Below are 22641 nucleotides of genomic sequence, written 5' to 3'. Positions count from 1 at the left end.
AACTAGGGGGGCATATTAATTATTTTGAATATTGTTTTTCAACTGTGTAAAAATAAAAAGCCCACTATATCTATCAATTTAGTCAGAATGACGGCAGAACCGATAAAACATGTTTCTCTTTGACAGCTTAAATATAAATCTATTACTAACAGGGAGCCATATCATGGCACAGCTTAGCATCGATTACTTATAGTCACACAAAGACATTCTTAATAAGCCACGATCGCCATTTAGCCCATACATGAACAAAGATGCAGAGTCAGATGATTTGTGCACTTGGGTGAAACTACCAAGCAAAGCCATCGCTGATGATTGACCTAGCGTACCCCATAAATCATTGATAAGAAAAGGCTGTTGCGGGTTAGTGAATTTCTCTGCTCGTGCTCCTAAAGCGAAACCATAATCTTCCGTATTATTCCTAGAGTTATTCATATCTGAATAAACACGGCCTAAATGTTCAAACGCTTCACCAGCCTTGCGAACTAAACGCATCATGCCTCTGCGATCTGACGTGTTCCACTCAGCAATAAAGTATTCTAATGAAGCAATAGGTTTCAATTTGAGGGTCTCAATAATGTTTTTTTTAGTGAAAATGACACCTGCTCCCCCTTCACTAGGAATTACCCCCCAAGGATTTTGACTTCCCATGACTTTGGACTCTGCAATGAGCGAATCCAAATCACAAAATAGAGAATCAACAGCAATACAAATTACCGCATCTTGTTGGTTGAGCACGCTTAATGAGTCATGAATAAATCGGGGACCACCTACATGGGAGATATCGATCTTTGATAGCCACTTAGCATGCTCACTTTCTTCTATCCAACTAAGTAAACGGTTATTTTCTATCGACTCTGGGACAGAAATTATGACAGGAACAGGTTTAAGAGTTTTCGGTAACTTACTTAACATAGAAGAAAGCAGTGTATCGATCATATCGACAGCCCTGTCTTGCTTCTCCTCTCCTTTAATAAAGTCAGCTTTGGCGTAAGTATACTTATCGATTCCGTTTTCATCAGCTTGCTGATTAAAGCGAGCTAAATCCGCTTTAGCTACTGCCAATGAAATATCTAAATTCATCCCCATTGGGGTCAGTACATCAACATCCAAAACATATCGACCATAAACATTACTCATACTTTCTCTCCTACTTTGAGTACCTTGGAGGAAACGAGCAAATGCTCTTTAGCCTGACATGGGAAAGACGCGCTGTAACTGATCGTCAGGCGTTTTGCTTCTGTATCGATAAATACGGTATACATCGCCATTGGGATCCTAAATTTTTCTTCACCAAAATCAGCCACTGCAACATACTTTTCTGATGGAATACGGAAAGAAAAAACGTCATCATGAGAAAACCCACTCATCATCAGACGCTCTCCTCCTTCTAAAAAACCATTACATTGCTGATCTGCAGGCGCTGACTGGTAAAACCTGCGATTAAAATCTTCCGGTAACAGAGGGCGTCGAGACTCTTGCCACTTATCATCAAAAGTACCTGCGTATTGCATTCTCTCGGAAAAAAAAGGCGGAACAGGCCCAAGACCAGCAACACGTAAGTTTTTCGTATTTGGCCCCCAATCCTCATTAGGAAAAAACACCGATGGAACCCCTCTTTCCAACAGCTCCGAGCTACTTTTAGCCACGCCTGAACCAAGACGATTTCGCTCATCACCACCCAAAGCTCTTGAATAGTCAATTTCCGCCTCGACATAAGCTTTAGGGAGAGAGACCGTCACACTACCACCATGCTCAACCCACTGTCGCTCACCGTGTACTGCAATCGTTTTGTCGATATGACTATCAATGAGTATTCGACACTCATGATAGGTCACTGGGCGGTTTGCATAGGCTCTGGCTTTTCCGTAAACCAGCACATCCGTATTCTGCTTTGAGACTGGAAACTCATGATCAATTTTCATGGCCGATAAACCCGGTTCACCTAGATACACAGGATCATCATGAATCTCTTCGGCAAGGACTTCTTGCCAAACTTTTTCGTTTAAATTCCATTGACGTTTCGCCGTCAGCACCCAGACTTCATGCCCATTTTCGTCACGCTGAAAACGACCTTTTGTTTGCAAATCTGTCGTTTGCTCAATATCCCAAAGTTGCATTCTGGTTCCTTAGGTTAAATCGTTCAATCGCTGCTGGTTGATCGGAAATCTTACTGAAAAGCCAGTTTTGCTGTGCTACTGGCATTGTCCAACTCCACGGTATATAGATGCGTCCATGGATACAGAGATGTCGCCATATCCAATCTCGGTATTTCGCTGGTATTTTGATATTCTTCATCGCAAGAACAGTCGATTCATAAGTCAAGGTTTCGCCTAGGCGCATCGGCTTATTAACACGATGACCATCAAGCTTGCACCAATCCTCCAGTCGAACCACCGCTTCTCCCCATTCGTATTCAACGCCTAAATCATGAGGGTTTAGCGGAAAGCGATCGCCATACACAATATAAAGCGCAAATAGCCATTCCTCACCCTGTTCTTCATCAAGCGCCATCACATGCTCTACAGCTGAAGAAATCCATTCTGGGCGGCCGGTCAATACCATCTGAACTGGAGCCATGTCAGTTGTTGGATCAAACTGGTTAAACTCCACTAGTTCAAGGAGTTTCGCGTAGGTTGCAACATTTTCACTGGGTAACCCCTGCTCTTGAACACCAAAACGCTTTCTAAACCATGTGCCTCGGTCATGTTTACACAGCAATAATTCAAATAAGTATTTTTCATCATTTTGGATTTCATTGATCCATTCAATACTGTCTTCGACGTCAAACTTAGCAAGCACTGGATGTACCTCTTGCTCTTTAAGCGACTCATGCTTAATCCAATGTTTTGCAAGACCAATACTTAATGTCTGACGTAGCCTCATCAGCTCAAAACATAGCTGCCTCATCAAGACCTTACCTTCAACAAGCTGAGCTAAAGTGATATCCAAATAGGCGTTTTTTGAGTGCAACATGAGTAATGTTGCGTCATGAGCATCAAGGGATTCAGCAATCTTAAAGGCTGCGAGCAAGTGGTTACGATCCGCTTCAAACTCTGGCTCAAGCATCAGCCACACAAAAAGTTCTGGGGAAGTCTCTTTTAACTCATAAACCAACCCAGGGTGCAATTTATAGAATGCCAAGTAGACTTGCTTCACTTCATGCATTTGGCGCTCTACCAAACGTAAATAATCCTGACTGTTTGATGGGTAACCTTTACGGTGCAACCTTACCCACTGCTTGAAAAGGAAAAAGAGTGACTCTATGGCTAGACCCGATTTCTCATGACAAAACTCAAGCCATGCTGGCTTCAAAGCACTTAACTGAGCAATTTGAGAGTCTAGCTTCTCCATTGCTTTGGCAAGATCTTGATCATTTAATGCTGAGTTAAGCTGCTCTTTGGTAATTCTCTGTCTCATACTCTATCTGCGTAAATTGCTTAGTTGATAGCAACCGTTCCGCCCTGAATTTTCTGGGCTTTTTCAGCCTGTGAGGTTACATATTTAGCTTGAGTCGTAATTCGATCGTCTCTACCACTGTAACGAGTTTGAGTATCACCGCTCTTCACAATGAGCTCTTGTGACGTTTCTATCGTCATCTTCTCTGCTCGAATTATCACTTCATCGCCATCATTCAGCATGGAGAAGAAAATATCCGTCACCACAGGCAGGCTAACATCCTGATTAATAAACTCAATACGACAATTTAGCTTATTATCCATGGCTAATTTAAGCTCTGACTTTCTAAAGCCACGACCCAACCTAGCAGAAAGGGGTTGACCGAATGGATTACCTTCGAAGTCGACTCTCACACTGTCCTGAGTTTCGTTAAAGTCGACTATGGTGCCAAAACGGGAAAAGCAAGCCGATTGCTCGGCTTGCTGTGTTTCTAACTCTAATTGTTCTAGGTGCTTTTGCTGTTTCATTAGTTAATCGCTACGTTGCCACCCTTAATCACCACTTTGTCGCTTCCTTCAACCGTAATGGATGAACCGGAAAGCTTAATGCTGCCGTCGCTGTTCATCACCAAAGACGACCCACCAGTTTTCAAAACAATTTTGTCACCGCTGATCACTTGTGTTGCGGCATCGGCTTTGTATGACGTATTACCTTTCACCGAAACCGTCAGGTTTCCGCCTATAGTCAGGTTATCATCAGCACCTATGTCAGCTGAGCGAGAAGCACCGACCGCCAAGTTGCTGTTTTCCCCCACGTCTAAGTCATCGTTTTTGCCAATCTTAGTCGAGCGATTATCACCAATATCCAGTGTGGAGTTATTTTTAACCGTTTGAGTTTCGTTGGCGTTATATGTCACCGTAACGTCCTGCTCAACGGTTTCAGTAAATGTACTGTTTACTTGAGTCGTTTTGTGTCCGTCGATGGTTTCTTGGTGGTCACCGAAGACTTCATTAGTTTGATGACGGCCTACTTTAAGGAACTCGTCCTGACCAATCTCACGGTAACGGTTGTTCAGCACCTTAGTCGACATGTCTTTTTGAGCATGGAAGTAAATTTCTTCCTGATTCGCTTCATCCTCAAAGCTCATCTCATTGTAGCCAGTGCCCTTGTGCGTTTGAGTGCGGAAAGTTGTACGCGTTTTGTTCTCAGGCAATGAGTACGGAGGATAATGCAAACCATTGTATACCGCACCAGTTACTAGCGGACGGTCAGGATCGCCTTCAAGGAAAGTAACGACCACCTCGTGCCCAATACGCGGTAGATACACCGCTCCCCACGTTGGCGCAGCCATAGACTGACTGACACGAATCCAACAACTCGCATGCTCATCATTGTTACCGTATCGATCCCAGTGGAACTGTACTTTAATTCGACCCAATTTATCTGTATAGATTTCTTCACCCGCCGGACCGACCACAACCGCTGTCTGTGGACCATCCACCATAGGTGCAGGCAATTTCGGTGCTTTGAATATTACGTCTCGAGGAATACAAATAAATTGATTCTGATAAGTCGTAGGAGCACCGCTGTTTTCATCTTCATGCACTTGCGGATCATGACCACTATGGATGACAGACAGCATAGTATAATCGCGGTTGATCGCACTACGTGGGTGCTCGCTAATGTTAAAGCTGTAGCCAGGCACGACCCTCATGATATTCGACTCGGCTTCGATCTGCTGATTTTCTACCTGATGATCAGCAATCCATTCTGAAGCGCGGACTTGCCCCATCGCTGGGTCAACATAACGGCCAGGATAGTCAAACTGCTTAAGATCCTGATCTAAAGGACCGTCACTGGACATTTCCTGAGGGATCTTAGGCTGCTCATAATTATAGTCCGTGTAAGTTGTACTTCCCGTCCTTACACGATTTATCGCTGCTAGCTCAAAAATATGTTCACGATCTGCTACACCACCTGCGTTTGAATGATAGACCAGTGGCCCGACATAAGAAGCATTGATCGGCGTATTGAGCAATTCCGGAATAGCATCATTACTGTCGACGATAACCATGGTGTGATTACTTTCGGCGTGCTCGAAGTAGTACCACATACCATGTTCAGCAAGCATACGCTGGACAAAGTTGCTATCACTTTCACGATACTGCAGTACATATTCTTTTGGCGGATAAACACCTGATAACTCAAGGCGGTAATCAGTGACTGAAGCGTCATCAAGCACTTGAGAAATGATATCTGGAGCAGCTAAGTTCTGAAAAATTCGACAGTCTTGACGCTGCGTCATGAACCACATTTGTGGAACAAGAATGATTTGATAGCGAGAGAATCGACGCCCTGAACCAAGGAATCGTACTTCATTTACGACACCGTGGAACAAACGAGCAGAACCCACACCCTGACCAAATAATGTCAAAAGCGCAGGTTTACGGATAAGTTCATCAAAAGTAATATCAGCATCAAGTGAAAGTAATGAGAGGCTGACTTGAAATGGTTTCGACAGTTCTTCAGTTACTTGAAAACTTTCAACACGAAATTCATGACCACTACCCTGAACTTCAAATTTAAATTCTACGTCACTCGTACCTTCGTTATTTGGCATACCTTTCACCTGATACAAATAATAATATCAGGGCCAACCTAAGTTGGCCCTTAGCGTTCTGTAAGACGATCTTACGCTTCGCGTGGAGCACGCCAGTCGTCGTTACCGCCTTTACCCATAACTTCGTGAGTTACTTCGATAGCACGGTAAGTGAAGCTCAATACTTCTTCAGTTACACGGTCAGAAGTAGCAGCATCTTGACAGTGAGCCATACGAGTTTGCATATCTACTAGAAGAGCATCGATTAGTTTGATTGTGTAGTAATGCTCTTGCTTACCTTGTACTGAAGTACGGTAGAACTTGATGTTACACTCAGGCAGTTTTTCACCAGAAACTAGTGCGTTGAATAGAAGTGGTGAACAGCAGTCTTGTGCTTTAGTAACGACTACAGGCTTGTGAACACGTTGACCTGTTGGCTGACCACTTTGTGGATCACGTGGAATAGTTAGTACGTGATCAAGTTCTTGAACTAGGAACTCATCAACGTGAGCTTCTTGCCATGAGTTACCAACTGAGTCAGCTGAGTAAGCGTCTTTTGTGATATCGCCTTGAGTTTCGCCTGTGATAGACATATATGCAGGAGTTGGCATCTTGTATTCCTTCTAAAAAATTCTATTTATTTAAATTCACCAAATCGCTTATTACCGCGACCCGAATAGCTTAATACAAACTCCGTGCCAACTTTGCAAACCATAAAAATCAACAACTTATGAAGTTAATGTTATTATTAGTGTGATCTATCAATTCAATAAATTGTAAAATTTAACAACTTCTTGTGATTTAAAAACAATTTATTGTTGCTCAGATAACTTGGTAAAACAACGGCTGGCAATAGAGTAAAAAAAGCGTTATTAACGGCCATTTAAGACAGAATAACTAAAATAACAATCATTGTGACGGCCGCATGTAAAAAATAGGGTTTTAAACTATTCAATATCGCTTAACAAACAACCATGAAACACCTGTTAAAATAGCGGAGAAAAAAAAATGACTTTTATTATTTAGTACAATTCGAGCCAACTTTAAACAAACCATAAGCTCGATAAAGACAATGATAAATATTAATCTATCTTCATTAATTCAACGTCTGCACCCTATCGCAAAAGTCGCGCTAGAAGACGCCGCAGCTTTAGCTGTATCGGAAAAGGCCAACGAAGTACAAATTGAGCACTTCCTGCTAAGTTTGCTTGAAAGACCGAATAGTGATTTCGATGTTCTGCTTGCACACTTCGACTGTTCGGAAAACATTTTACGTCAATCGATTCGCTCTACTTTAGATACAAGCCCAACAGGTAACGGCGGAAAACCTGTCTTTTCGGCTTTATTGATCGAATGGTTACAAGAAAGCTGGCTAGTTTCTTCATTAGACCTATCTCAAACGCAGATCCGTTCTGGTGCATTACTACTTACCTTAGTCAGTAACCCTCTACGTTACGGACAGCATGGATATTCTGCTCTTCTTGAAACAGTAAACCCAGACAGCCTAAAGCGTAACTTTGGCGAGCTGACCAGCCAGTCCCTTGAGGCTCAGGTTGCAACATCTGAGAACACTCAAGCTCGTGAGGAAGGTTCGGCACTGAGCAAGTTTACAACCGACTTTACCGGGAAAGCGCGTAAAGGCGAGATAGACCCTGTTTTCTGCCGCGATCAAGAAATTCGCCAAATTGTCGATATTCTTGCTCGTCGTCGTAAAAATAACCCAATCGCTGTGGGTGAACCAGGTGTCGGTAAAACGGCAGTGGTTGAAGGGCTAGCACTGAAAATTGTTCAAGGCGAAGTGCCTGATAACCTGAAAGGTGTTGAGCTTTATGGCTTAGATATGGGTCTACTTCAGGCTGGTGCAAGCGTCAAAGGTGAATTTGAGAAGCGCCTAAATGCCGTTTTAGATGAAGTGAAAAATTCACCAACACCAATCATCTTATTTATTGATGAAGCACATACGCTTGTCGGTGGTGGTAACCAAGCCGGCGGTAGTGATGCTGCAAACCTGCTGAAGCCAGCGCTTGCCCGTGGTGAAGTAAAAACAATCGCAGCGACAACTTGGTCTGAGTATAAGAAATACTTCGAGAAAGACCCAGCGCTTGCTCGACGTTTCCAACTGGTTAAACTCGATGAGCCATCACCTGAGCAAGCGGCTCTGATTATCCGTGGTCTGCGCCCTGCTTACGAGAAGTCTCACAACGTTTACGTTCGTGATGATGCCATTACAGCCGCAGCTGCGCTTTCTGCTCGTTACATTTCAGGTCGCCAACTGCCAGACAAAGCCATTGACGTTCTGGATACTGCTTGTGCACGCGTCAACATCAGCTTAAATGCCGTCCCTGCTTCTGTCGAAACTTTGCAGCAAGAGCTTGCCGCTCAAACTCGCGAACTTGAGGCTCTTGAGCGTGACCAACTTCAGCAAACTGGCGACAAACACAGCCTAGCTTCTATTCCAGATCTAAAGACCAAGATGGAAGAAACCCAAGCTGAACTTGAAATCCAAGAAGCTCAATGGAAAAACGAGAAAGAGCAAATTGAAGAAATGATCGCTTTGCGAACTCGTCTTCATGAGCTTGTATCTGGCGAAGAAATTGAAGTTGCTGATGCTGAAGAAGAAAGTGAAGAAACGCAAACCTCTCCTTATGCAGAAATGGATGAAGAAGCGGTGCGTATTGCTATTGCAGCTTGCCAAGAGCAACTGGATGCCATTCGTGGCGGTAACCCACTGGTGCACTTTGAAGTTGGCCCAGATGAAGTCAGCCACGTGATCTCTGACTGGACTGGCATCCCTATGGGTAAAATGCTTCAAGATGAAGCAGAAACAACTCTGAAACTGAAAGATAGCCTCACTAGCAATATCAAAGGCCAAGAATACGCTATCGATGCTTTGGCTGAAGGGATCCAAACGGCAAAAGCCGGCTTAGGTAATCCAGATGCACCAACAGGCGTGTTCTTACTTGTCGGCCCAAGTGGTGTAGGTAAAACAGAAACTGCACGTGCTATCGCGGATCAGCTATTTGGTGGTGAGCGCTTTATGACCACCATCAACATGTCAGAGTTCCAAGAGAAACACACTGTTTCACGCCTGATTGGTTCACCTCCAGGTTATGTTGGCTATGGTGAAGGCGGAATGCTTACAGAAGCGGTACGCCAACGTCCATACTCTGTTGTTCTATTGGACGAAGTAGAGAAAGCGGACCCAGAAGTACTTAACCTGTTCTATCAAGTCTTTGATAAAGGCACACTGAACGATGGTGAAGGCCGCTCAATCGACTTTAAGAACACCTTAATCATCATGACAAGTAACCTAGCAACTCATGAAATTGAGTCACTGGTACAGCAGTCTAAAGATATTGATGCTGGTGTAATTGCAGAAGCCATTCGCCCAACCCTAAACCAACACTTCAAGCCAGCTCTACTTGCTCGCATGTCAGTATTGCCGTTTGTACCTCTATCAGACGAAGCAATGACAGACATCATCCACCATAAGTTGGGTAAAGTGTCAGAGCGTCTGCAGAATCATCACAAGCTGTCATTGAACTATGACGATACCCTAGTCGAATTCGTACTCGGTAACTGTCGCTTAGCAGAAACCGGTGCACGTAATATTGATGCGGTAATTAATCGCCAATTACTTCCTCAACTGTCGACCCAACTACTAGTGCACGATAAGGACGAGTCGCATAGTCAGATCACTGTCTCTGTCGATGAGCAAGGAACGCTATCTTATGCGTTCAGCTAATCAGAACGATCTGAGTAATGCACTGTTAGCGATCAGCCAGTCTCTGGCTGATCGTACCCAGCTTGCACAAACTTTGGATGCGGTGCTCACTGCAGCGCGTCAGATGACGTTTTCCAAACACGGCATCATCTACGTTCTTGATCAGACGGGTCAGGCTCTGATCCCAAGCATTGTTCATCACAACGAACAAGCGCTCACTTCACACCCTTGGCAAGCTCTCTCGTTCGATCAAACTAGCCAAACCGATCCGTTTAACTACGCGATACAGAATGGCGAAGTCGTTCTGATTAACGAGCTTTATCAGTACAATGGTTATGATTGTGAAGCCATCTATGAGACAGAGCTTACGCTTGGCATCAAAAGTGCCAACCTACTTGCATGGCCACTCGTTGATGACAGCGGTAAAACCATTGGTTTATTAGCTCTATTCGACTTGAGCGTAATAGATAATGAATCGGCGCTAACGGCATTTTGCAATATGGCAGCAAACAGTATTCGACAAGCCGTTTGGCTTGAAGAATACGGCTATATGATCAAAAGCCTAAGTGCCGATAATGCCGCTTTAGTCCGTGAGAACCAACACCTCAAAAAGCGCAAACAAAGCCACTACACTGGGCCGATTGCAGAAAGCGAGCAAATGCTGGAAGTTCTTCGTCGTTTAGAGAAAGTACTGACGCTTCCAGTCGATGTTTTACTTCGAGGTGAGACAGGAGCAGGTAAAGAGGTCATCGCGAAATACATCCACGAGAACTCCAACCGTGCCGATCAACCCCTTATTGTGCAAAACTGTGCGGCGATTCCTGAGCAATTGCTTGAGTCTGAACTTTTTGGTCACAAAAAAGGTTCATTTACCGGTGCAGATAAAGACAAGGTCGGCTTGTTTGAAGCTGCTCATGGCGGAACTCTTTTCCTTGATGAAATTGGTGATATGCCATTATTGCTTCAAGCTAAGCTATTGCGTGTTTTGCAGGAACGCAAAGTACGTCCTGTTGGGGCCAGCCAAGAAGTCGAGGTGGATGTTCGTGTTGTCGCGGCTACGCATTGTCATTTGATGGATAAAATCAAAAATGGCGAGTTCCGTGCCGACTTGTTCTATCGCCTCAATGTCTTCCCTATCACCCTTCCTCCTTTGAGAGAGCGTGAAGCCGATATTTTGCCGCTAGCCGAACATTTCGTAAAGCAGAGCGCTTCTAACTTAGGCCTTGCTCAAGCGCCAGGGTTTAGCGCTAAGGTGCAAAAGCAGCTTCAGGAATACTCATACCCCGGAAACGTTCGCGAACTAAAAAACATCGTTGAGCGTGCATTGCTCCTGTCGGATTTTGAAACGATCAGTCAGATAGAGCTAGGTGAAGCTGAGGCCTTAGTGGATGAGCCTCAAATAGCAGAGCCCATTGAGGTAGAGATCGAGCCATCGCTTATCGTTGAAGATGAACCCGAAGAGGAATCTACAGAAGTTATTGATTACTCGAAAGGTCTTAAGGAAGCGGTAGGCGAATACGAGAAGAACGTCATTCTCGACTGCCTGAATGCCTCTAACTGGCAAATCAAACGTGTGGCGGAGCAGCTATCACTGCCTGTCAGCACATTGAGCCACAAAATGAAGAAGTACGATATTTCCACAACGAGCTAAATTGTGCAGGTGTTGGACAATAATAAAAAACCGCCATTTCTGGCGGTTTTTTCTATATCTGCAGTAACTCGGGTTCTGGTGCTTTCAATAACGTGGATTTATCCTTAATCCACTTTTCAAGCCACTCCGCTCGTTTCTCTTCTGTATCCAGTTTTTGCCAGTAACGTGCGGCAGACAGGTTAAACACTTCTTGCTCAGGTGCTGTTTCACTCCAAGGTTTATTACCCGTTATTTGTTTGGCCTGTGGCAACCTCAAGGAAACATCTGGCAATGGATAAGCTTCGTTAAGCGCCGTTTGCTGTAATGAATCAATGGAAAGAATAAATGACTTCAAATCTTTACCATCAATAATATCACCATAAGGTCGAAGCCCTTTTACATGTTTACCCGTCGGTGACACGTAGCTAAAATCAAAGCACATCAAGTAAAGGTGCTTTTCTTCCTTCCCTTTTAGAATCCCCTCGTAGTCACCGCTTTTCTCTTCAACATATTTCAGAGCATCACGGGCAAAATCCGGCAGACCATTATTTAACGGGCTATCGTGTTCAAGTTCAAAATCGTAAACAGCTTCATGATAACCAGAATGACCCATTTCATAACGAGTCGTTTGCTTGATCGTCACTTTGCCCGAATAGTACATGTAGTCATGAATTATAGGCCCTTGTTCTGCTAGCTTGAGCGTCATTTGGCATTGGTCTGCATTGAGATCCATGGTGTCATACTCTTCGTGAGAAGTTTCATCACCCAGCATCGCCACATAGATCTTAAAGGACTGTTCTTTTTCCCAGTTAAACTTGTTGATTGAATCGAAAGATGTCCATTGTTCAGAAATTCTAAGCTCACCATCAATTTCAATACCAAGGATACTAGTCACATCACCTTTCAAGGCTTGAGGTGTGTTATCACGCTTAGAAGTCGATTCACTCATGACAAACTCTTCGATCAAGAAGTCACGATCGTTGAGGATTTTTTTCTGTGAAGCGCTTTCACTCAATATATAATCTTTGCCTTGAATACCGTAATGCATACGCTTTTCATGGGTTTCAGTACCTTGTTTGTTCCAAGTTGCCAATGACAAATCAATGTTATCTAAGCGGAAGATATAACGCATAGCATCAAACTCATTGGCTTCATTCAGGTATTCAAATGCTGACTGCCCTTTCACAAAGGCGGAGATTTCATCCAACCATGTCGCAGCACAAAGTGGTTTCACGCCATTAATTTGGTTTGCACCGAACCAGAAGGTAGGTTCAAACTCAACGGCAGATAATAATAAATCCTCTTGTGAAGCCCCTTGAGAATCAAAGTACTCGGCAATTTCATTGTTCGGGTCGATGAAGCCTTCTTTACCTTTGTGCGTGAAGAGTACGTCAAAAGATGGCCCAACAATATCAAAGCCCGTGACTTCTGCACGGTAGTCAATCGCTTGTGTAAAGACTGACTTCTTACTCTCAGTGGCCTTTGCGGTGAGAATGACCTGAACTTTGACACGAGTCATCGGCCCTATCTTTCTTTGTCCGCCTTTTTCGAGCCAATCCTTGTAAGTGCACCAACCTGAAACTAAACCGTTGTTCGCGTCAGAGTCTGCGCTTTCTTGGACCAGAAGTCGCGTAAAGCCAATATCTTCTTTCTTAAGATTCTGCTTGTTTAAATCGAAGTCTCTACAGAACTGCTCAAGAGAGTTAGTGACCGTATCCAAGTACAACGCAGTTTGGACAGGGAAACCACTGTTGAACGCCCCAAATACTTTGTTGCTCCAGTCAAGCCCATAATAATAGTTACTACCTAGCCTATGGTATGATGGCTGAGTGTTGAAACGGTTTATCCAGTTTTGAGCCAGTGTATTACTGACATTGACGGGGGCTTCCCAGTCATCGCTCATCACGTAATTCTCGATAAACTGACCGACACGGTATTTCTCAACCAATTCGTCATAGCTGGTAAAAAGCCCTTGCTTAGACGAAATAATGGCCAATAACTCGACTAAGGAGTTAAGCGCGTAAGCTCTTAGTAAGAATCGCTTGAGGAGTTCTTGTTGAGAAATCTTACTGTTCAGATGCTGGTCCACTTCTTGATCGGATTCAACATCTTTTTCAATTGTATGATCTAACTCGTTATAGATTTTTAGGACTTCTCGGTTGATATCACCCAACGTGTTGAGATCTGTCTTGGTCTTATACCTCTGTTTAAGGTCTTCAAACGTGCTTTGCCCGAACAAATCATCGTAAAAGTCCGCGGCACTGCTCATTAATTGCCCTGTTTCTTTAGCCAAGAAATAATAAGCAGCGTATGGAGCCGCCGGAGTAAGTAGTGCAACACCAGCAATAACGTCGAACGTGGACATCCATAGCTCTTCTTTTAGCGTATCCGCCTCTAGCATGAACGATTGCCAGATTTGATGATACCCTTCCAGCTTCATACTACCAGATCGGCTCGGTGGCAGAACCACCTTATAATCCGGTACCACCAAACGCACTTCGACTCTTCGGTCAGCCGCAATATCTGCACTATCCGATTGGTCAGTCGTATCCTCATAGTTAGATGCATCACCTTTTAGCAACGCGCTTTTACCGAAGTAACGAGTAATCAGTCTTGGTTTAATTGCCTGCTTATCTTCTGCATTCGCCAATAGTTTTTCTGACACAAACTCAGCTCTGCGTTTAGAAACCTTTAGGTTATTATCTTCGGTTCCTATCAAGCCGGCGTGACCATCAATTAAGATCTGATAGCTTGGATTCGCTTCCAGTAACATGGTGAGTTTATTACAGATATTGTCGAAGCCTGAATACAATGGCCGTACTTCGTTCTCAAGGTCAGAAGAGTTAAACTGGAAATTAAGATGCAAGGCGATACCTTGTGCATCTTCATAGATTCTTGCATCTTCCCCAAGGCTCTCCTGAATATCTTGAGCTTTGCTATACCATGACTCTTTGTCGTTGGATTTCCTAATAAATGTCAGGTGATTTAAGTAATGACCTGACATTTCTTCAAGCTTATTATACGCAGCTTCGCCATTAGTGATAGCATGCCTATAGCCTTTATACCCTTCCCACGAACTGATCGCAGCACTACCTGTCGCAACAATCGGTAAACCTCTTGAAACCAGTGTTCCAGACATCCATGACTTGGAGAGTCTTCCAACTGCAGATTGAAAGCTTTTGCTGCCCGAAGCATCTCTACCAATGGTGAACTGACGTTTTAAGTAAGGGTAATCAAACACCTTTTTCCTAAATATCAGAGCCGCTGTTTGACTAAAATTCAGCTGACGCTTTGCTAAGATATTTGCTATTTTGACGCCTTTTAACGCATCTTTCCTTGCGGCGATGGCCGCATGAACAGCCAACCCACTCATCACGATATCTGGGATAAGGCCCTGTTCGGTATTCTCCCATAACGAAAGGCCGATGGTTTTGGCAATGTCACCCGCAGGACCGTTAAGCTTGAGGCCATCCATCGATACAAAGTCCGATGTAATCGAGTCGTAGGTTTTTAGAATAGTGCCAGTTAGCGATAGGCTGCCCAAACCTGGGGTCGATTTCACCAGATGCGTCAATCCATTGGTGGCATAATCTTTATAGCTTGGCAACTGGGTGGGAAACTGCTGAATCAGTGTTTCTTCTAAGGTGATCATATCACCGCACACACAAGCCACTTTGCCAATTCCCGGGCTGGGTTTAAACATTAGCTTTTCATATAGCTCATAGGTGTATACATCTTGTGGTTCCTTTTCACCTTCACGGCATTCAATGGTCTTAGTTATATTCGCCAAGGTGACCGTATCGGGTAATTTAGCGTCGGGGTTGTCTTGTGTCTGTTCCCATAACCGTTTCCAAAACTTAACCCGAATCAGATAAAATCCATCATCTATCTTAGTCGGATCAAGGTGAAAAAATGCACTAGGAAGTCCTTCAATGGTCTCCTCTACTTCCCCCTCGACATAACCTTTCTTAGGCATGCTAACTAAAGCAGTAGCGATGACTTCCTCAGAAGCTTCACCGACACTGTCTGACCTTATATTGAGCAACGGCTTGACCAAGGTCACTTCTGCGCCTATATATAATGGGTCAGTAAACATCACAGCACACGTATGCATCTGTGGCATCATAAAACCCAAAATAGGCTTGTTGGGAGTTTTGAGCTTTAGCTCACGCCATTGATTGTAAGTTTCCTGCTGCTCTGTGAGGGCTTCACCATGCTCAGCAACATAAGCAGGGGCGAGTTGGCTCGGTAATATTTTACTGAGTTTAAAATTAACCCCAGTTTGTGATTGATCTACTTGTTGAACAAAATCACGAAGGTTCGCCGCCAAATCACCGGCCTCGGCTGCGCCACTCTCAGCTTCTGGATCACCGATCATCTGTGCCAACCAACTGACTGGAGGGAAACTAAGCTCATACTCAGTATCGGACTTGATATTTTCTACCCTAGCACTGTGATTAAGTAATATACGTTCAGTTTGATCCGACTCTGGAGCGCCGCTGTTGTCCTCTGTCGTCTCAACGAGCTCTCCTTCAATCGGCTGACCCTCTGAGTTTTTAATGGGCTGACCTAGTCCTAAATGCATTAGTTTACCAAAACGATCTGTGCCCCAAATTTGCGGCTTGTCGCTAGCGGATAAGGCGCCCAACACAACAGGGGTTAAAGGAATCGGACGAACTTTTTTATTTAAAAAGTCAATAGATGATAGGTCTCCGCCCATATGCCAATCTGTGAATATGGTGTTACCATCCGCGTCTTTACTCTGATCAAATACAGAGCCAAGCAAGTAAAAGCTTTTATCTAAAGTTGGTAACATTACTCACTCTCCTTAAACCAGTCACCATTATTGGCAAACGCGTTATAAAGGCTTATAGATTCAAGGCTTCGGTTATGACCCAATGGCCGCCAAGACCATGCTTTCTTAGTCGCTAGCTCACGAACTTCCATCACCATTGCATTCTGACTGGTTGAAATATAATTGGCATGCAAGCCTACAATGTAAGGAAAACCACTTGTCCAATTGGAGTCGTTTTTGCCAGATGTTTTATTCTTAACATTGACATAGAAAGAGTTTAGACGGTTTTTAACCCAGACATGGTCACCCAAAGGGCTGATTGAACGATGTTCAGCTCGAGACTCTTTAATTGAGTATCCATTATCCCAGTGAATAGCCCCTAACCGTTCATTGCTACCTTCTAAATACTCTGACACTGCAGTATCCGCGACAACTCGTCGCACACCACCTTTTATAACACTCGTATCGTTAATAGAAAGACCCGTATCTACTTTAGTCTTTTCATGAGTCGTTGCATCCCACTTATACACCGCTTTACCACTTGTATCCCTAGTCCGGTAGTAAAGGTAACTGCTGTCTTCAGCCCATAGAAAACCGATTGGCCCATTCACACCAAGACGAAATATTTCCTTTGTTTTTAGGTCGTAGACAGCTTTACCTGTACCTGAATAGCCAAATGCTAAATAGCGATTATTCGGTGAGCGCACCATTTTTCCTGAGCCACTCGCATTGGGAATTGGTAGCTCATCCACCACTAAACGTAAGTCCGTACCATCGGTTTTCATGCTCCAGATTTTTACCTGGCCTTCGTACTCGTTGTACATAGGGTGAGGCTCGTAGCCACGGTCATGGCTTAAATTGGCCCAGAAAAACTGCACGCGGGGCAAATCGTAAGAGCTAGCATCATTTAAATCTTCACGAGGCCACTCTTTAGCACGGTAGACAAAATACCTCGGCATCAATTGTTGTTGGCTAACAAAGCCCGAGTCTTCGGTAAACTGGCGAATTTTCGTCGGCTCCATGGTGTAGAAGTTGTGCTCTCCTACGTAAGTTTTGCCCTCGTCCTCGCCACAGCCGAACAAAAGCCCGACCGACAGCAGCAATGGAATGATTTTTTTCATAAATTAACCTAGCAAATTATTCGTTTTTAACGCTTTTTTAATAAAACGCATGATTCAATCGTATTTGATGGCTGTGTGCCGGCCGCACAAAACTAAACTCATTGTTCTTCTCATTGCTTAACCCAGTAGTTTTGAAACAGGAATACCTTCTTCCATCACAATAAGGTGCTGCGTTCCCGCTCCAGGGTTAGAGTGCGCACCACGAACAAGATCCACCTTCTCAACTTCTGGTGGTGGGAAAGAGAAATAAAATGTTTTGTAGCCTTCATCATCGAGCTGAGCAGCACGCATAAACGACTTTGACATCCATTCGTTTTCTCGACAACGTAAGGCAAAGAAATCGTCCTCCTGATCAACACCTTCCTCATAGAGATAGCGTAGATAAGGTAAAGCGCCTTTAGGAGTCATTTTCACTGCCGCAATATTACAACTATTCTGGCTATTGACGAGTGCTCCAGATGCGGCTTGAGTACTGGTTTTTGGTACCGCTAGTACTAAATCTCCAGCATTATCAAATGATTGATTACTACTGTACATTTCAAGATCAGTAAGAGGCTCTGCAATGGAAGCAGGATCACTCTCCAATTCAGATAATTGAGTCAACGTCAGCCTTTCCGCACTGTAATGCAAGTAACATTCGCTCTGCACTTCTCCGGCCACCTTATACGGCACCCAAATATGGGGTAGAGGCACACCTTGCGAAATTCTCTCTGTTATACTTCCAGCTTTGAATGGACTTTCTTTAGTCATTAAGGTGAGAGGCTCTAGATCAAGATCTGTGAAAACCACTTCTACCTCTTCATCTGTCAAGCCAAAGACTCGCGCGGTTTGGTCAGTCGACAACTCTCCTTGGTATACTGACTTTCCATCCTGAATCACCTCAAATGGTTCCTCGCCGACATAGTAATCTTCTATTAAGGTTCCACCGTCAATATCAACATGCCTCAACCTTTTCGCCGTTACGGGCTCCTGATTACGATAGAAATCAATATCTACATCAGCAAAGTAGCTCTTCGAGGTCACTTCAAGCTCTCGCCAAACTTTGTTATTCCAGACAACATAGAAGTAACCAGAATCAAGCATTTCCGAAGTATCGTCGCCATTGAGGACAGGGAGTATCGGCACTAACACATTATCCCATTCATCCATCTCGTCGCTGGCGTCCACTGGCTCAACATTCTCTGTCAGTAATAACTTGAGTGGGGTGGTAGAGCCGCTAATAGGGATGGCTAAATAAAGATTCCTTGGTTCTGCTTCGAGGCCCTTAAAAACGGCAACACTGCGGTGGCTTTTGCTAGAGTCTTTGCGAGGTTTAGCAATCTTTTCTTTCTGATTGTCCGTTGCGGATAAAATCAGGTAAGCGGCATTACTAGGCCACTGCCCCGCAAACTCAATCACGATTTTTTTATCCGGAGACGGTTCAACAGGCGTATAGCTAAGGTTGCGCGCCAAAGGTACATCGTCTGTAACAGCCTTGTAGTTCGCTTTGATGATCTTTTTAGGTTGTTCAGCGGCAAATTGATCAACTCGCATCTTCAGCGCTGGATACGCTTCAAGCTGAGCATCAGAGAGAGGAGTTCGCCGAGCAAAGGAGGACAAAGCCACCCACTCTGCACGTACAAGACGCTGTTTGATCGAAGATAATAGGCTGTGGGTATCTTTTTTAGCCGACTGAGGGAGAGTATCAGACAAAGGCTTAGGGAGCTGTCTGAGCATATCCTGAAGATTGCGCGTACGCGAAAGCTGCCCGATGCATTCATCTGGCGACAGTATGTAGTCTAACACGTCCCTAGAAACTGAGTTTCCTGGAACAAACTTGCAAATTAATTGCATTTTAGTTCTCCACAACCATTAATGTCTTTTGATTGCGGTAACAAGTAGACCCTAAAAGAGGTCTCTGTAACGATTTGGTGGCCTTCATGGTAATAAGTTACTTATTACATTTCAACAAGCTAAATACAATAAGTAAAATAAACCAGTAAAATAGGCACAATAACTCAAAATAACACCACTTTAACTAATCATTACGTCATTAGTGCACATAAAGGTATGTCTCATTTATGGCAACCAAAATTCATAAAAATGACGTCCGTTCCATACTGAACAGTTTGTGATTAAATGTTAGTAATTATTACTATAATCAGCTGTCGTTTCTAATATTGATGACTAAGATGCATTGTATCTACATCTATGACTTTATTAATATACGCTGAGTGAATAAGAAATAAAAAAAAGACGTGATTGAATATCACGTCAATGTACCAATATATTGTAGATACTAAACAGATAGTATTCACCACCTGTGCAGGATAGCACCCTTAGGCGCAGCGCCACTATACAAGGTCTGAGACACAATGCAACGTGGCGAAATTCATGAGATTAATTACACTTCGACAGCCATTATCGAGCGTAAGATAGTCAATTAATCGAGTGAATGTACAATCAGACTATTTCAATATTCATTTCGTTTATCATCAGATGTTTTAAATAAAAAAAACGCCAATAAAAATTGGCGTTTTGGTTCAAAAATTAAAGCACTGTCTATATATACGACCTATTTATAGACAATACGAGTTTTAATTTAACGTAAAAGTATCGCTCCCTTCACCTGATGCATTCTGACTGTTGGTTACCACTGCGGTAACATCGACTGAACCACTGGCTAAGCCCGATAGATCATCAAACGTTACCGTTTGTTCAAAAGCGCCATCCGACAAGTTTACGTTTTTATCTAGAGTCACTGTGTTTTTACTCTCATCTTCAAACGTTAGCTTCAACGTCGCGGAGTTGCTTGAATGCGTGGCGTTGCCTTTCACCGTCACCGTTCCTGCGTTGACCGTTACCTCGCTTATGGTCACTACTGGCTGCAACACAAACTGGTGGTCCGTGTTCTCCGCACCTGGGTTGCCTGACTCGTCTTGGTATCCTTTAATAGTCAGTGGCAAGGATTCCAACGTATTATCGACACTGCTAATGTCAGCCGTTCCGTTCCAAACGTCCTTCGCTTCATCGTCACCNTGGTATCCTTTAATAGTCAGTGGCAAGGATTCCAACGTATTATCGACACTGCTAATGTCAGCCGTTCCGTTCCAAACGTCCTTCGCTTCATCGTCACCTTCCCAGCTAATGGCCTGATCGCCCAGTTGGCTGCCTGAAGATTGCGTCACCTTCTCTGAAAAGGTTACCGTCACTTTCACCTTGCTTGGCTCCGGTCGCTCAAAGCTCACTGGGTTGGTTGATGCCAACGTCGGTGTTTGCTTGTCTAAGATAAAGGAGGTTGTTCCTTCACCTGAAGCATTCTGACCGTTGGTTACCACTGCGGTGACATCGACTGAACCACTGGCTAAGCCCGATAGCTCACCAAACGTTACCGTTTGTTCAAAAGCGCCATCCGACAAGTTTACGTTTTTATCTAGAGTCACTGTGTTTTTACTCGCATCTTCAAACGTTAGCTTCAACGTCGCGGAGTTGCTTGAATGCGTGGCGTTGCCTTTCACCGTCACCGTTCCTGCGTTGACCGTTACCTCGCTTATGGTCACTACTGGCTGCAACACAAACTGGTGGTCCGTGNATCGCTCAAAGCTCACTGGGTTGGTTGATGCCAACGTCGGTGTTTGCTTGTCTAAGATAAAGGAGGTTGTTCCTTCACCTGAAGCATTCTGACTGTTGGTTACCACTGCGGTGATATCGACTGAACCACTGGCTAAGCCCGATAGCTCACCAAACGTTACCGTTTGTTCAAAAGCGCCATCCGACAAGTTTACGTTTTTATCTAGAGTCACTGTGTTTTTACTCTCATCTTCAAACGTTAGCTTCAACGCCGCGGAGTTGCTTGAATGCGTGGCGTTGCCTTTCACCGTCACCGCTCCTGCGTTGACCGTTACCTCGCTTATGGTCACTACTGGCTGCAACRCAAACTGGTGGTCCGTGTTCTCCGCACCTGGGTTGCCTGACTCGTCTTGGTATCCTTTAATAGTCAGTGGCAAGGATTCCAACGTATTATCGACACTGCTAATGTCAGCCGTTCCGTTCCAAACGTCCTTCGCTNGTTGATGCCAACGTCGGTGTTTGCTTGTCTAAGATAAAGGAGGTTGTTCCTTCACCTGAAGCATTCTGACTGTTGGTTACCACTGCGGTGACATCGACTGAACCACTGGCTAAGCCCGATAGATCATCAAACGTCACCGTTTGTTCAAAAGCGCCATCCGACAAGTTTACGTTTTTATCTAGAGTCACTGTGTTTTTACTCGCATCTTCAAACGTTAGCTTCAACGCCGCGGAGTTGCTTGAATGCGTGGCGTTGCCTTTCACCGTCACCGCTCCTGCGTTGACCGTTACCTCGCTTATGGTCACTACTGGCTGTAACACAAACTGGTGGTCCGTGTTCTCCGCACCTGGGTTGCCTGACTCGTCTTGGTATCCTTTAATAGTCAGTGGCAAGGATTCCAACGTATTATCGACACTGCTAATGTCAGCCGTTCCGTTCCAAACGTCCTTCGCTTCATCGTCACCTTGGTATCCTTTAATAGTCAGTGGCAAGGATTCCAACGTATTATCGACACTGCTAATGTCAGCCGTTCCGTTCCAAACGTCCTTCGCTTCATCGTCACCTTCCCAGCTAATGGCCTGATCGCCCAGTTGGCTGCCTGAAGATTGCGTCACYTTCTCTGAAAAGGTTACCGTCACTTTCACCTTGCTTGGCTCCGATCGCTCAAAGCTCACTGGGTTGGTTGATGCCAACGTCGGTGTTTGCTTGTCTAAGATAAAGGAGGTTGTTCCTTCACCTGAAGCATTCTGACTGTTGGTTACCACTGCGGTGACATCGACTGAACCACTGGCTAAGCCCGATAGATCATCAAACGTTACCGTTTGTTCAAAAGCGCCATCCGAAAAGTTTCCGTTTTTATCTAGAGTCACTGTGTTTTTACTCTCATCTTCAAACGTTAGCTTCAACGTCGCGGATGTCCCTGTTCTTGTGGTAGTTCCTTTTACCGTTACTTTGCGCGCACTCACTACAAGCTCAGTGATTGTCACCTTAGGTTTCAGTAACAACTTTTTATCTTGATAGGCTACGCCCTCATTCGTGTATGTATCACTAAAACCAGCAATCACTATTGGCATTTCAAGATCTGTGTCATTGGCACTTGGAACCTTGACCTTACCTGTCCAACGGTCACTTTCACCGCTAGCAGCATCCCAATTGATTTTGGTTGTGCTGGTATTGAGATACGACTCCGAAGGCTCTGAGACCGGCTGTGAAAATTCCACTGTCACATTGATGGTATCCCCTGTATCTGCATATTCAGGATTGAGCGATAGTGATTTTACTGTTGGCAGTACACCTTTAACCTCTAGATTAAACGTATCCCCTTTACC

At 44.3% G+C, this 22641-nt stretch carries 11 protein-coding genes; 2 read left to right on the top strand and 9 right to left on the bottom strand.

The features are described from left to right. Window positions 1-183 precede the first annotated feature (183 nt). The 6 genes from L1D15_RS02430 to L1D15_RS02405 form a co-directional block, all read right to left on the bottom strand. Window positions 184-1137, bottom strand: coding sequence for a hypothetical protein (locus tag L1D15_RS02430; RefSeq protein ID WP_239874562.1), 954 nt, complete (start codon window positions 1135-1137; stop codon window positions 184-186). Further along, on the bottom strand, window positions 1134-2117 hold the full coding sequence (locus L1D15_RS02425; RefSeq protein ID WP_239874561.1) for a DUF2169 domain-containing protein: 984 nt from the start codon (window positions 2115-2117) through the stop codon (window positions 1134-1136). Before L1D15_RS02425 ends, L1D15_RS02430 begins: the two co-directional genes overlap by 4 nt. Continuing rightward, the gene (locus tag L1D15_RS02420) at window positions 2098-3417 is read right to left on the bottom strand and encodes a hypothetical protein (protein WP_239874560.1); all 1320 of its coding nucleotides are present in this window, start codon (window positions 3415-3417) and stop codon (window positions 2098-2100) included. Before L1D15_RS02420 ends, L1D15_RS02425 begins: the two co-directional genes overlap by 20 nt. Window positions 3418-3437: 20 nt before the next feature. Continuing rightward, window positions 3438-3923, bottom strand: a complete 486-nt coding sequence (locus tag L1D15_RS02415) for a hypothetical protein (RefSeq protein WP_239835244.1) — start codon at window positions 3921-3923, stop codon at window positions 3438-3440. Further along, entirely contained in the window at window positions 3923-6016 is a 2094-nt protein-coding gene (tssI, locus tag L1D15_RS02410; RefSeq protein ID WP_239874559.1) for a type VI secretion system tip protein VgrG, read from the bottom strand. The genes L1D15_RS02415 and tssI overlap by 1 nt, the downstream gene beginning before the upstream one ends. A 71-nt stretch (window positions 6017-6087) precedes the next feature. Further along, window positions 6088-6606 (bottom strand): Hcp family type VI secretion system effector, encoded by a 519-nt coding sequence (locus L1D15_RS02405; RefSeq protein WP_239863942.1) that lies wholly within the window; start codon window positions 6604-6606, stop codon window positions 6088-6090. A 461-nt stretch (window positions 6607-7067) separates the two neighbouring features. Here L1D15_RS02405 and tssH point away from each other — a divergent pair, with 461 nt between their 5' ends. Beyond that, the gene (gene tssH, locus L1D15_RS02400; protein ID WP_239874558.1) at window positions 7068-9740 is read left to right on the top strand and encodes a type VI secretion system ATPase TssH; all 2673 of its coding nucleotides are present in this window, start codon (window positions 7068-7070) and stop codon (window positions 9738-9740) included. Beyond that, on the top strand, window positions 9727-11370 hold the full coding sequence (locus tag L1D15_RS02395; RefSeq protein ID WP_239874557.1) for a sigma-54-dependent Fis family transcriptional regulator: 1644 nt from the start codon (window positions 9727-9729) through the stop codon (window positions 11368-11370). Before tssH ends, L1D15_RS02395 begins: the two co-directional genes overlap by 14 nt. Before the next feature lie 52 nt (window positions 11371-11422). Here the strand turns inward: L1D15_RS02395 and L1D15_RS02390 are convergent, their stop codons facing one another. The 3 genes from L1D15_RS02390 to L1D15_RS02380 all read right to left on the bottom strand — a co-directional run bounded on the left by L1D15_RS02390 (window position 11423) and on the right by L1D15_RS02380 (window position 19098). Further along, window positions 11423-16165, bottom strand: a complete 4743-nt coding sequence (locus L1D15_RS02390) for an OmpA family protein (RefSeq protein ID WP_239874556.1) — start codon at window positions 16163-16165, stop codon at window positions 11423-11425. Next, window positions 16165-17265, bottom strand: a complete 1101-nt coding sequence (locus tag L1D15_RS02385; protein ID WP_239874555.1) for a hypothetical protein — start codon at window positions 17263-17265, stop codon at window positions 16165-16167. Before L1D15_RS02385 ends, L1D15_RS02390 begins: the two co-directional genes overlap by 1 nt. 117 nt (window positions 17266-17382) lie before the next feature. After that, window positions 17383-19098: a hypothetical protein gene (locus tag L1D15_RS02380; protein ID WP_239874554.1), complete on the bottom strand. Its 1716-nt coding sequence runs from the start codon at window positions 19096-19098 to the stop codon at window positions 17383-17385. Window positions 19099-22641: the final 3543 nt, after the last annotated feature.

Source organism: Vibrio sp. Isolate25 (assembly GCF_022398025.1).
Taxonomy (GTDB): domain Bacteria; phylum Pseudomonadota; class Gammaproteobacteria; order Enterobacterales; family Vibrionaceae; genus Vibrio; species Vibrio coralliilyticus_A.
Note: the sequence above shows the minus strand (reverse complement) of the source record. Positions and strands in the feature narration are given on the sequence as shown.

Excerpts from the sequence above, each read along its gene's own strand:
- L1D15_RS02420 (WP_239874560.1), bottom strand. The coding sequence starts at position 3,417 with ATGAGACAGAGAATTACCAAAGAGCAGCTTAACTCAGCATTAAATGAT.
- L1D15_RS02380 (WP_239874554.1), bottom strand. The coding sequence starts at position 19,098 with ATGCAATTAATTTGCAAGTTTGTTCCAGGAAACTCAGTTTCTAGGGAC.
- L1D15_RS02415 (WP_239835244.1), bottom strand. The coding sequence starts at position 3,923 with ATGAAACAGCAAAAGCACCTAGAACAATTAGAGTTAGAAACACAGCAA.
- L1D15_RS02395 (WP_239874557.1), top strand. The coding sequence starts at position 9,727 with ATGCGTTCAGCTAATCAGAACGATCTGAGTAATGCACTGTTAGCGATC.
- L1D15_RS02390 (WP_239874556.1), bottom strand. The coding sequence starts at position 16,165 with ATGTTACCAACTTTAGATAAAAGCTTTTACTTGCTTGGCTCTGTATTT.
- L1D15_RS02430 (WP_239874562.1), bottom strand. The coding sequence starts at position 1,137 with ATGAGTAATGTTTATGGTCGATATGTTTTGGATGTTGATGTACTGACC.
- tssI (WP_239874559.1), bottom strand. The coding sequence starts at position 6,016 with ATGCCAAATAACGAAGGTACGAGTGACGTAGAATTTAAATTTGAAGTT.
- tssH (WP_239874558.1), top strand. The coding sequence starts at position 7,068 with ATGATAAATATTAATCTATCTTCATTAATTCAACGTCTGCACCCTATC.
- L1D15_RS02385 (WP_239874555.1), bottom strand. The coding sequence starts at position 17,265 with ATGAAAAAAATCATTCCATTGCTGCTGTCGGTCGGGCTTTTGTTCGGC.
- L1D15_RS02405 (WP_239863942.1), bottom strand. The coding sequence starts at position 6,606 with ATGCCAACTCCTGCATATATGTCTATCACAGGCGAAACTCAAGGCGAT.
- L1D15_RS02425 (WP_239874561.1), bottom strand. The coding sequence starts at position 2,117 with ATGCAACTTTGGGATATTGAGCAAACGACAGATTTGCAAACAAAAGGT.